The sequence below is a fragment of the Gordonia otitidis genome (genome assembly GCF_020735545.1).
GTDB classification, from domain to species: Bacteria; Actinomycetota; Actinomycetes; order Mycobacteriales; family Mycobacteriaceae; genus Gordonia; species Gordonia otitidis.
Map to the genome: position 1 here is coordinate 3,667,458 of NZ_CP085974.1, position 12,038 is coordinate 3,679,495.

A 12,038-nucleotide genomic window follows, 5' to 3' on the forward strand; every position below is an offset into this window, starting at 1 on the left:
TCAGGAGACCGGAGCAGGTGATCCGAATACGGGCTCGATCGACAGTTGGGTGACCTCCCGCCGGAAGGGCACCGGATCATCGTTGCGGGGAGCGTCGAGTTCCTCGGCGAAGCGGTGCCCCGACCAGACTGCCGCCGCGATGGTCGACGGAGCCCAGGCGTCGCCGATGCCGGTTACACCGCGCACACCCGCTGCAGACCAGTCGTCACTACGCGAGTGCAGTTCGGTGTACAACTCGTCGTGGGGGAGACGGGCGGTCACCATGACCACGGCGTCAGCGTCGAGATGGCCTGTACGCCCGGTGAACCTGCAGGCGGTTGTGACACCGTTCGACGAGACCGCCGTGGCCGCGGTGTCGGTGCGGACCTCGACGCCCGCCTCGATGATCCTGGCTCGGATACGGTGTGCCTCCATGGTGTTGGTGGTCCACTGGGAGACCTGGGGAACCGGCGTCACGAGGGTGACGGCATAGCCCTCCTTGGCGAGCAGTTCCGCGATCACCGCACCGAGGTAATAATGGTCGTCGTCGAAGAGGACGACACGTGGTCCCCGCGGACGTGTGCCTGCCATGATGTCGTCCGGGGTGAGAACCTCTGCAGCCGAATCGACCTCGATGGGATGTGTGTGCCAGCGACCGACGCCGTCGGATCGCCACGACGCCCCCGTGGCGATCACGACGTGATCGAATCCGTACTCCAGAATGTCGTCGGTGGTCATCGGTGACTCGCGGTAGACGTCGACGTTGTCGAGCCGATCGAGTTGCTGGAGGCGATAGTCGATCACGCGAATCCACGCTGACAGTCCCGGCAGCTTGGATTCCCGCGCGACACGACCTCCGAGCGTTCGACTCGCCTCGGTGACGGTCACCGAGTAGCCGCGATTACCCAGTGCGCGAGCCGCTTCCAGACCTGCCGGCCCGGCACCGACGATGAGCACCGACGAATCCGAACCCTTGACCGCGATACGTTCGGGATGCCAGCCGCGTCGGAACTCCTCGCCCATAGTGGGATTTTGGGTGCAGCGGATCGGTGACATCGTGAAGTCGCCGGATACGCAGATGTTGCACCCGATGCATTCCCTGATGTCCGCGAGATCGCCGCGTTCTATCTTGTTGGGCATGAACGGGTCTGCGATCGACGGTCGCGCGGCTCCGATCAGGTCGAGTACGCCGCTGCGTACGTGACGGACCATGGTGTCGGGGGACGTGAACCGTCCGACGCCGACGACCGGCTTCGTGGTGAGCTGTTTGAGACCTGTGACGAACGGTTCCTGCTCGGCTTCGGGGCCGAATCGTGAAGTGACCGAATCATCTTCCCAACTGCCCAACACCAGATCCCACAGGTCGGGGAGCTCCCCGATCAGACCGAAGACCTCTTCCATCTCGGCTCGGGTGATCCCCTCGTCGCCGAGGAGTTCGTCGACCGAGATACGGCACGCGACTGCGGCTTTCCCATCGGCGATCTCGCGGGTGTCCTCGAGGATCTCGCGGATCAGACGCACGCGGTTCTCCAGGCTTCCGCCGTACTCGTCGGTGCGGTTGTTGTATCGGGGGGACAGGAAGTGGTGGAGTCCGCCGATGGCGTGACCGGCGTAGACATAGACGATGTCGTAGCCGGCTTTCAGCGACCGGTGGACCGAGTCGGCATGCCACTTGCGCAGATCGACGATATCGGACTTGGTCATCGCGCGTGCCTGCACCGGATCGAGGTTCCAGGAGACGACCGGCAGATGCTGCGGAGCGAGTGGAGTCTCCCGACTGATCAGGTTGGGACTGTTGAGGCCGTTGTGTGCCAGCTCGATTCCTGCGAGTGCACCACCCTCGTGGATCTGCTCGGCGATACGAGCAATCGCCGGCATGTCCTGATCGTCCCAGAGCCGCAGCTCGATGAACGGTCCGATGTCGGAGGTCGGATGGATCTCGACCTGTTCGGTGCAGACGACGGCCCACCCGCCTTCGGCCTTCACACGCCGCATTGCTGCCTCACCTGACGGATCGCGGTATCCCATCCCGTTGCAGTGCGGCGCCTGGAAGAAGCGGTTGCGGGCCGTGACCGGTCCGATCGTGACCGGTTCGAATAGAACGTCGTAGCGAGGGTCGCGCATGGGTGTCTCCGTCGAGAATGGCTGCGACACAGAAAGTGTCGGCCAGGCTGGGGCGATAAGCGGGCTGCTCGTCCGAAGCCGAACGCGTCGGACTCCGGCGATTCTTTGATGTCAATCGCAAAGAATGATCTGACGGTATCGCGGATCGACATGTAGGGCAGCCCTGTTACGGACATCTCGTCGTGCGAACTTCCGATCCGATTCATCGGCGGAACCGATGTAACCCGGCAACTCGAGACCCGACACCCGATATCCGGACTCCGGAAGCAGCGTCGGGGTTCTGGACTCGGTCGGGGTTGCTCGTTGCCGCATGGGCAGGGCACTATCGGAAACCATGGCACGCCCCAGAAATCAACAGGCGCGCCGCGTCGAGATCGTCGATGCCGCGACCACGGCCATTGCAGCGCGCGGCTTGATCGGGCTGCGTCTCAAGGACATCGCCGACGCTGCAGGGCTCTCGCCCGGACTGATCAGCTATTACTTCCCCGGTATCGAGGAATTGTTGCTCGCGGTACACGAAGCGGCCGTCGACCGCTTCTACGAGAGTCGGCGGATGGCGATCGCGCAGAGTTCCGATCCCGTCACCCGCCTGCGCATTCTGATCGATCTCGGCATCTGCGATCCCGCGGACCCGATGTCGCCGGCACTCTACGAACTCCATCTGCACAGCGCACGGGTGAGTGCCCACGCAGAGCTGATGTCGTCGCTGTTCGAACTCGAATCCTCGTTGTACCGCGAAGTGATCGACGCGGGTATCTCGATGAAGGTCTTCGCCGAGGTCGACAGCGACCTCATCGCCACGACCGTGGTGGCCCTCGAGGACGGCTGCGGCATCCATGTCGTCGGACACAACGGCGCACTCGACGCGAAGCGTGCGCGATCGGCGGTCACAACGTATCTGCAAACGGCACTGAACTGCCCGGCCCTGGCCGGCACGCTCGCGCCGTGACTGCGACGTCGGCTACTCGACCGTGCGCGGTCGACACAGGTTGTCGGGGTGTAACGCCCGCTCGAGTGCGTCGTCGTCGAGGAGAGCCGAACGTCGGACGAGGTCGGGGATCGACGAGCCTGTGGCGATCGCCTCGGCGACAAGTGCTGTGGTGGCCTCGTAGCCGAGGATCGGGTTCAGGGCTGTCGCGATACTCGCGGAGGTGAAGACCGCCTCACGCATGCGTTCCTCGCGAGCCGATATCCCGCGGATACACCGCTCACCGAGGACGCGCACCGCGGCGCTCAGGTGCGTCAGAGACGACAGCAGCGCGCGGGCGATGACGGGCTCGAATGCGTTGAGCTGCAACTGTCCTGCCTCGGCGGCGAGTGTGACGGTGAGGTCGTTGCCGATCACCTCGAAAGCGACTTGGTTGACAACCTCGGGGATGACCGGATTGACCTTGCCCGGCATGATGCTCGATCCGGCCTGCACCGGCGGTAGCACGATCTCGCCGAAACCCGCTCGTGGACCAGACGACAGCAGACGCAGGTCATTGCAGATCTTCGACAGCTTGACGGCGGCGCGTTTGGTGACGCCCGACAGTTGCACGAAGGATCCCACGTCGGACGTCGCTTCGACGAGGTCGCCCGCGGTGGTCAACGGCAGACCGGTGATGCGTCGCAGACGTTCGCACGCACCCGCAGCGTATGCCGGATGGGTGTTGAGTCCGGTGCCGATCGCGGTACCGCCCAGGTTGATCTCGGCGATGAGGCTGATGGCCTCGTCGATCCGGTCGGCGTCCTCGCCGATCGTGACCGCGAACGCACCGAACTCCTGACCGAGCGTCATCGGCACCGCGTCCTGGAGTTGCGTGCGACCGAGTTTGAGTATTCCGCCGAACTCGAGGGATTTCTCCGAGCACTCGGTGGCGAGCGCGCGCAGCGCAGCCGACAGGTCGCGTGCAGCGGCGCCGAGCGCGACCTTCACCGCTGTCGGATAGACGTCATTGGTGCTCTGACCGAGGTTCACATGCTCGAGCGGATGTACCACCTGGTACTCGCCGCGGGAGTGGCCGAGCAGTTCGAGCGCCCTGTTCGCGATCACCTCGTTGGCGTTCATGTTCGTCGATGTCCCGGCCCCACCCTGGATCTGGTCGACGACGAACTGCTCGTGCAGTGCTCCGCAACGGATCTCGGCACATGCCGCGACGATGGCGTCGGCAATCGTCGGATCGAGAATTCCGAGCGCCCGGTTCGTCTCTGCGGCAGCCTGTTTCACCGCCGCGAGCGCGACTACGAGGTCGGCGTGGGTCGATATCGGTACGGAGCTGATGGGGAAATTCTCGATCGCCCGGACGGTGTGCACGCCGTAGTACGCATCGGCGGGTACCTCGCGGTCGCCGAGCAGGTCGTGTTCGATGCGCACAGCATCGCGGCCGTCAGCGATCATGTGTCGGACCCGAATCGTGCTGTGCGGCCCGCGCGCACGGCGATCCCCGGATACTCCGTGCCGTCTGAGAGCTCTGCATCCTGCGTGCTCAATGTCCCTTGCATCATCAGCCGCGTGCGGATCGAGTCGACCTGTGCGGCATCGACCACTGTGCCCGCGAGCGCCAGAGCGCCCTGAGCGATGGCGGCCTCGGCCGCGGCGGTGAGCGTCGCGGCCGCGAATTCGGGCTGATGATTGACTGCGGGAAGCGAATCGATCCCGATGTAGGGGTGTATCGAGGGAAGAACCTGCGAGACGTTGCCCATATCGGTCGACGCGCGCGCCATGGTGGCGTCGGGGCCGGAGCCGAATCGACGTCCAGCGGCGAGAGCGCGCCGTTCGTAGCAGCCGAGAAGCTCCTCGTCGGTGCGGAACTCGGCGTACGGCTTGGATTCGGGGGTCACCGTCAGCGACGCTCCGCTGGCGAGTGCTCCTGCCTCGAAGCACCGCATGACGCGGGGTTCGACCTCGGCGAGTTCGGCCAGCGTCTCGGCGCGTACGTACCAGCGTCCCTCGGTGTGTTCGGCGATGGAATTGGGGGCCTCGCCACCGCGCGTCATCATGCCGTGCACGCGAACGGAGGACGGGAGTTGTTGCCGCAGCAGCCCGATGGCCACCTGTGCGATGGTGAAGGCGTCCGCGGCGTTCACGCCGCGCTCGGGATATGCCGCGGCGTGCGCCGACTTTCCGCGGTAGTCGATGTGGCTGTGCGACACAGCGAAGGGTCGCGCACGGGCAACGTCGGCCGGGCCGGGATGGACCATCGCGGCGGCGTGCTGACCGTCGAACCCGCCCCGCTCCAGCAGTTCGATCTTGCCGCCGCCGCCTTCTTCGGCAGGGGTGCCGATGACGGTCAACGTGACTCCGAGATCGTCGACCAGTGGAGCCACTGCATGTGCTGCGCCGACCGTGATCGCGGAGATCAGGTTGTGCCCGCACGCGTGGCCGAGGCCCGGCAGGGCGTCGTATTCGGCGCAGAGGGCGATGTGCAGGTCGCCGTTGCCGATGCTCGCGGTGAACGCGGTGTCGAGTCCACACCAGCTTTCTGCGACAGTGAAACCGGAGTCGGCGAGCGCGCCGGCGACCCGCGCGGCCGAATAGGTTTCCTCCCAGGCGGTTTCGGGGTGCGCGTGCAGATCGTGGGAGAGCGCGATCAGGTAGGCGTGCGATCTGTCTGTCCTGGTACGCAGTGCGTCGTCGACGGTGCTCACAGGTCCCCCGGAACCCCGTAGGAGGGTGCGCGGGTCGGGTCGACACCGCGCACGCGATAATCGTTCTTCTGCGGACGCCAGATATCCCACAGCGCGCTGAGATCGGCGAGCGGGTCGTCGGCGAAGTCGACACGCAGATCCGTCACCGGCCACGCAACGTCCTCTACGACGACGAGGCCCGCCGAATGTACCGGCCCCTCCTCGCCTCCCGCCTCCAGCGCGGTGCGGAGCCCGTCGAGCAATCGCCGCTCGAGAGCATCCGCCGTGCTCTGTGCATAACCGGACATCAGAGCGTCGAGCACCGCGACGTCGGCGAGCATGTTTCCCGCTGCAACGGCCTGATCGCCCTCGAGGCCGCCGTAAATGCCGAGACTACGAGGTCCCGAATGCAGCGCTGTCGCCCCGTTGGGGTCCACCACGGTGACCTGGCGGTACTCGGCGTGCGACTCCTCCGACAGTGCTGTGGCGAGTGCCTTCTCGGCGCCGAGTCCGTCGGCCAGACCGTCGAGGACCGCGGGGCCGAGTGCCGGGTTGGTGACATTCTGTGAGGCGACGACACCCACACCCGGGCGTACGTGGGCGCAGCGAGCGGCAACCGCGGGGCTCGACGAACACACGACGATGCCGAACGCGCCGCTCTCCGCGTCGCGGGCGACGAGGGACATCGTCATCGCTCTGCGCCCGCCTGTTCGCTGAGTACGGCGGTTGCGTCGATCTCGACGAGCCATTCCGGCCGTGCAAGCGCGTCGACGACGAGACCGGTCGAGACCGGGTACACGCCCTTGAGCCACCGGCCCATCACGCGATAGACCGTCTCGCGGTAGCGGATGTCGGTGAGGTAGACGGTGACCTTGACGATGTCGCGCAGAGAACTGCCCGCCTCGTCGAGGAGCATGGCGATGTTGCTCATCGCCTTCTCTGCTTGCGCCTCGACGTCGCCGATGCCGACCGACTCGCGGGTGTCGAGGTCCTGCCCGATCTGACCGCGCAGATAGACCACGCCGCCCGCGACGACGGCCTGGCACAGGTCGTTGTCGAGATTCTGCTCCGGGTAGGTGTCGCGGGTGTTGAAGGGTCGGATGCGGGTGTGCGTGACGTCAGGGCTGACTGCTGCGCTCATACGGGATGCTCCTCCTGCTGAGATGGGTGGGCCGGGTCAGGACATTGCTTGTGTGGCAAGAGCATCGGAGTCGTCCGGCTGTGCCGATGTCTGTGTCGGTACCGGGATGCTCTCCTGGTGACGATGCGGGCGGTAGGTCAGATAGCCGCGCTGGATGGCGATCTGGTCGGCCAGGTACTTGGCGTCGTGCCACACGCCCCAGATGAAGCTCGATCCACGCCGCGACAACCACGGCAACCCGAGGAAGTACACGCCGGATTCGGGGGAGACGCCGCGCTGGTGGATCGGCCTGCCCCGGTCGTCGAATGCGTCGACGCGGAGCCAGCTGTAGTCGTAGGCGAACCCGGTGGCCCACACGATGGTCGTGATCCCGGCCGCGGCGAGGTCGAGATGGGAGATCGGGTCCGTGACACAGTCGGGGAGTGGCCCGAGGTGATGCGCTTGCGGTTCGGCGGGCAGGTCGAGTCCGTTGCGGGCGATGTAGTCGTCGGCTTCGCGCAGCATCGCAAGGTAGCTTGCATCGCCGTTCTCGATGTTCGTGCGCAGGTCCGGTGCGAAGGTCATCGTCGTGCCGTCGAAGTGTTCTGCGCGGCCGAGCAGGGTGATGCCGCTCGCCGCGAGGTCACGGAAGTCGACGGTGTGCCCGCCGCCTGCACCGCTGACGGCGATGGTCACGTGCTCTGCCCCGACGGGCGGTGCGGCAGCGTCCCATTTTCCGAGAACACCCAGCCACCAACAGAAGTCGCGACCACGATAGCTGCGCGGAGGTCGATCGTGCGGGCCGACGGCGAGATGGGTCGGGCGACCGGAGGCGCGGAGTTCGGCTGCGATCTGTATGCCGGACGATCCGGCGCCGATCACGAGGACGCCGCCGTCAGGCAGTTCTTCGGGATTGTGGTAGTCGCTCGAGTGGATCTGATGCAGGGGCGCCTCGCGCGGCACGACGTCGGGGATGACAGGTGTCTGGAATGCGCCGGTGGCTGCCACCACGAACCCCGCCTCGATCGGTCCGTCGGACGTCTCGACGTGAAAACCGTTGTCGCCCTGCTTCTTGCGAACCGACGTTACTTCCACACCGGTCCGGATGGGTGCACCGATCTGCTGCGCATAGGCGTTCAGGTAGTCGGCGACCTGGTCCTTCGTCGCGAAGGCGTCGGGATCGACCGCGAACTGCATTCCGGGGAACCGGTCGTGCCACGCCGGGCCGTTAGCCACGAGTGAGTCCCAACGCCAGGTGCGCCAGCGCTCCGCGACGCGGTCGCGTTCGACCACGAGATGACCGATGCCCTGAGCGCTGAGGTGCTCGCTCATCGCGATGCCTGCCTGGCCCGCACCCACGATGAGAACCTCGACCTGTGTCGTCGTGGTATTGCCGACCATCTCTACCTCCGCTGTTCGGTTCGTCTGCCGTCCAGTCAATGATCGCCGCGTCGACTGCATCTGTACAGCGGGCATAACAGAGGTACTACATCTATTGAACCGATGTAGCGTGTCGGCTCGAGATCGAACGGGTGTCGCCGAAGCTCGCAGGGTCAGCGATCGTGGCCGGGGTAGGGGCGGTAGGCCCTGCGCGCGGCGGTGGCGACGACCTCGGTGAGGTGCTCGTCGCCGAGGACAGCGGGCGCGCCGGCGCTGACGGCCTTGAGGTAGACCTCGCTGAGCCATTCGACGACGCCGAGGTGCTCGCATGCGGTCTCGATGTTGCCGCCGATGGCGACCGAGCCGTGGTTTCGCATGAGTGCGGCGGTGCGTTCGAACAGCGCGTCGACGACGTACTTGCTCAATTCTGGACTGCCGAACACCGCATAGGGTGCGACCCTGACCGAGCCGCCGACCATCGCGGCGTCGTAGTGGATGGGCGGGAGGACCTCGGTGATCGCCGACACCGCTACCGACGCGAGCGGGTGTGCGTGAGCGATCGCCGACGCCGACGTCGACCGGTAGAGGTCGAGGTGGAACTGCAGCTCGGCGGTCGGGCGGTAGCGGGTCTCCACGACGACAGTGCCGTCCATGTCGACGACGACCAACTGACCGGGCTGTACGGAGTCGAGTCGGGCACCGGACGGGGTGACCAGAACGTGATCGCCCACGCGCACCGACAGGTTTCCGCCAGTGCTCAGCGACTTGCCTGCCGCCGCCAGGTGATGCGCGGCGACGCACAGGGGTACCCGCTGATCGACGATGTCCACGTCTTCGACCGTAGCCCGTGCACCCGCTTCGGCGCAGTGAGACGACCTCGCTCTCAGGTCTCGATCCTTCACGACGCCTTCCGAACGACATCACGACACCTTCACACGAGACAGGGAGTGCCCGATAAGCGACATCCTGCACAGAGTCGGCATCGAGGGCGCCACTACACAGGATGTGTATCAGGCGTTGACCACCACCGACGGACTCGCGGGCTGGTAGACGGAGGATGTGAGCTGTAGTCGTGACTCGGGTGGGGTGCCCGAATACCGTTTCCGCCGGTCGCGGATTCGACACCACGGTGCTCGAGATGGTGCCGTCGGAGCGTGTGCGATGGGTGAGATCGGTCGGATGAGCCGTGCGGCCACGGCACGTCGGCGGCCGCTGTGGGTTAAGCGCAACGAGTCGTACTCAGCGCAACGAGTCGTACACCGCCTTCTCGAACTGCAGATACGCCGACAACGCAGCCGGATCCCCGAACGGAAACAACTGCGCGGCCCACACGCCCGCGATTCCCGCCCGACGATCCGCCCAGAAGTAGATGTTGGCGAGCCCGGCCCAGCCGAAGCTGCCCGCGGATCGCCCGGTCGGCGCGTCCTGCTCGTTGGTCATCCCGACCAGCGACCAACCCTTGGCGATGCCGGGGAAGAACTCCATGCTGTGGGTTCGGCGTGGGTCGACGCCGGGCAGCGCGGTGACGGCACCGGAACGTAGTTGGTTGCGGGTTGCGGAGCGCACGGTGTCGGGGTGCAGGATCTGCTCGCCGTCGTCGGAGCGGCCACCGGCGAGCCACATGCGCAGGAACGTCAGAAGATCGCCGACGGTGGAGTACAACCCCTGTCCGCCGAGGTCGACGGCCGGGGTATCGGGCGCGGTCGGCCGACGAAGGGGCTTGAGCGAACCGTCGGGCATTCGCGCGTGGATCGTCGCCGCGCGCTCGAGTTTCGCCTCGTCACGCGCGAACGTGGTGTCGCGCATACCGAGTGGGGTGAGGAGGCGTTCGCCCATCACCGTGCCCAGACGTGTGCCCGTGATGGCCTCGATCACCAGGCCGACCCAGTCGAGACCGATGCCGTAGAGCCACGCGCTGCCGGGGTCGAACACCAACGGTGTACGCAGCGATTCGATGCTCCCGGTGGCGACGTCGGGGACCGACAGTGCCTTCGCTGCGCGCGATGTGTCCTCATCGAAGAAGGTGTAGCCGAAACCTGAAGTGTGGGTGAGTAATTGCCGGGTCGTGATCGCAGTCCGCGGAGCCCGTAGGATCGGTGCGCCCGCGCCGTCGAAGCCGGCGAGCACCGCGACGTCGCGCAGTCGTGGTTCGTACTCGGCGGCCGGGGCATCGAGGTCGAGCAGGCCGTCGTCGACGAGCTGGACGGCGACGGTCGCGGTCAGCGACTTCGTCACCGAATACATCGAGCAGATCGCGTCGGTCGCAATCGGTTCACCGGTGCCCGTCGACTTCTCGCCACGGGCTGCGACGCATTGGGTTTCGGCGGTGGTGGTGACCCCGGCGATGACCCCCGGGAGTCCGGACGGTCCGAGATCGAGGTGGTCGAGGTGGTCGTCGACGGTCGCGGTGATCGTGGCCGTACTGATGCTCATGCGAGTCCTTCGACGAAGTGTGCGATCCTGTCCAGGCCTTCGGTGAGGTCGGCGGTTGATGCGGCATAGGAGAGCCGCACATAACGGTCAGCTGTCGCGATGCCGAAATCCTTTCCGGGAGTGAGGGCTACATGTGCTTCTGTGAGTGCGCGCTCGCAGAACTCCCACGAGTCGAGTCCCGTCTCGGAAACGTCGATGTAGACGTAGAACGCGCCGTCGGGGGCCACCGGTATCTTCAGCGCCGTCGGGGTGAGCGCGTCGAGGACGAGTTGGCGCCGCTGAACGAACTGGCGCCGCCGGTCCTCGCACACCGCAAGCGATTCGGGGGTGAAGCAACTCAGCGCGGCGAACTGCGCAGGGGTGGGCGGGCACACGTAGAAGTTCTGCGCGAGACGTTCGACGGCGTCGACGACGTCCGCTGGCAGAATGCACCAGCCCAGTCGCCAACCGGTCATGCCGAAGTACTTCGAAAAGCTGTTGACCACAAGGACGTCCGACGACAGTGACTGATCGGCGAGGACGCTGCGCGGCGGGCGGCCGTCGGCGCCGGGATCCGACAACCCCAGATAGATCTCGTCGACGATGCTCCATCCGCCGCGCGCGGAGACACGGTGGCACAGATCGGTGAGCTCGTCGTGACGCAGCGATGTGCCGGTCGGATTCGATGGCGACGCCACGATGACGCCGCGGGTGTCATCGCTCCACGCGGCGTCGACTGCGTCAGCCGTGAGTTGGAATCGTTCGGGAACCCCGGTGGGCACCAGTTGCACGCGCGCGCCGAATGCCTGGGCGAACTGTCGATTGCAGGGGTACGACGGATCGCCGATCAGTACGTCGTCGCCCTCGTCGATCAGGGCCGCGCATGCGAGGAGCAGTGCTGCGGACGCTCCGGAGGTCACCGCGACGTTCGCCGCGGTGACTCCGTCAGCGCGAAAGTGGTGACGATAGAAATCGGCGATGGACTCACGCAACTCCGGCAGGCCGAGCGCGCCCGTGTAGGTCAGCGGTCGACCGTCGGTAACCTCCCGTGCCGCGGCGAGAAACGCGGGTGGTGCACCGAAGTCGGGTTCGCCGATATTGAGTCGGATCACGCGCCGTCCCCGCGACTCGACGGCGACGGCCCTGCTCGCGAACTCCATCGCGTAGAACGGAGCGACCTGCTGCGCGCGGTGCGAGATCTTCATGAGGTCATTCTGCGCGCCGACGTTCGAGGACCCGATCGCCGGGGCGTTTGATACTTGATCGGCGGGCGTTTGACCTCTGCTCGGATGCCTACTGAGCCCACGCGCGGGCCGATCAACGGAGGTTGCAGCCGCGAGTTCCGCGACAACGTCCACGCGGCGCGATCGGCGGTCGACCTACCGCACAAGGCGCTCCCGCTCACCGGATGAGG

Annotated in this window: 11 protein-coding genes; 2 read left to right on the forward strand and 9 right to left on the reverse strand. The window is 66.0% G+C overall.

All coding sequences use genetic code 11. From position 1 onward, the window contains the following. Positions 1–2,103: an oxidoreductase gene (locus LK459_RS16700; protein WP_227919662.1), complete on the reverse strand. Its 2,103-nt coding sequence runs from the start codon at positions 2,101–2,103 to the stop codon at positions 1–3. Positions 2,104–2,437: 334 nt separating this feature from the next. On the opposite strand from LK459_RS16700, the gene LK459_RS16705 reads away from it, so the two are divergent. Next, positions 2,438–3,052 (forward strand): TetR/AcrR family transcriptional regulator, encoded by a 615-nt coding sequence (locus tag LK459_RS16705; protein WP_227919663.1) that lies wholly within the window; start codon positions 2,438–2,440, stop codon positions 3,050–3,052. Between the two features lie 12 nt (positions 3,053–3,064). Here LK459_RS16705 and LK459_RS16710 read toward each other — a convergent pair whose 3' ends face one another. The 8 genes from LK459_RS16710 to LK459_RS16745 all read right to left on the reverse strand — a co-directional run bounded on the left by LK459_RS16710 (position 3,065) and on the right by LK459_RS16745 (position 11,829). After that, entirely contained in the window at positions 3,065–4,483 is a 1,419-nt protein-coding gene (locus LK459_RS16710; RefSeq protein ID WP_227919665.1) for an aspartate ammonia-lyase, read from the reverse strand. Then, on the reverse strand, positions 4,480–5,733 hold the full coding sequence (locus LK459_RS16715; protein WP_227919667.1) for a M20 family metallopeptidase: 1,254 nt from the start codon (positions 5,731–5,733) through the stop codon (positions 4,480–4,482). Before LK459_RS16715 ends, LK459_RS16710 begins: the two co-directional genes overlap by 4 nt. Further along, positions 5,730–6,404, reverse strand: a complete 675-nt coding sequence (locus tag LK459_RS16720) for a DUF1028 domain-containing protein (RefSeq protein WP_227919668.1) — start codon at positions 6,402–6,404, stop codon at positions 5,730–5,732. Before LK459_RS16720 ends, LK459_RS16715 begins: the two co-directional genes overlap by 4 nt. Then, complete coding sequence (locus LK459_RS16725) at positions 6,401–6,853, reverse strand: RidA family protein (protein WP_007239987.1); 453 nt, start codon at positions 6,851–6,853, stop codon at positions 6,401–6,403. The genes LK459_RS16720 and LK459_RS16725 overlap by 4 nt, the downstream gene beginning before the upstream one ends. 36 nt (positions 6,854–6,889) lie before the next feature. Then, positions 6,890–8,233 (reverse strand): flavin-containing monooxygenase, encoded by a 1,344-nt coding sequence (locus LK459_RS16730; protein WP_227919669.1) that lies wholly within the window; start codon positions 8,231–8,233, stop codon positions 6,890–6,892. A 152-nt stretch (positions 8,234–8,385) separates the two neighbouring features. Next, on the reverse strand, positions 8,386–9,042 hold the full coding sequence (locus tag LK459_RS16735; protein WP_227919671.1) for a class II aldolase/adducin family protein: 657 nt from the start codon (positions 9,040–9,042) through the stop codon (positions 8,386–8,388). A gap of 409 nt (positions 9,043–9,451) precedes the next feature. Beyond that, on the reverse strand, positions 9,452–10,645 hold the full coding sequence (locus tag LK459_RS16740) for a serine hydrolase domain-containing protein (protein ID WP_227919673.1): 1,194 nt from the start codon (positions 10,643–10,645) through the stop codon (positions 9,452–9,454). Next, the gene (locus tag LK459_RS16745; RefSeq protein ID WP_227919674.1) at positions 10,642–11,829 is read right to left on the reverse strand and encodes an aminotransferase class I/II-fold pyridoxal phosphate-dependent enzyme; all 1,188 of its coding nucleotides are present in this window, start codon (positions 11,827–11,829) and stop codon (positions 10,642–10,644) included. The genes LK459_RS16740 and LK459_RS16745 overlap by 4 nt, the downstream gene beginning before the upstream one ends. A gap of 84 nt (positions 11,830–11,913) precedes the next feature. Here LK459_RS16745 and LK459_RS23185 point away from each other — a divergent pair, with 84 nt between their 5' ends. After that, positions 11,914–12,036, forward strand: coding sequence for a hypothetical protein (locus tag LK459_RS23185; RefSeq protein ID WP_265416846.1), 123 nt, complete (start codon positions 11,914–11,916; stop codon positions 12,034–12,036). Positions 12,037–12,038 lie beyond the last annotated feature (2 nt).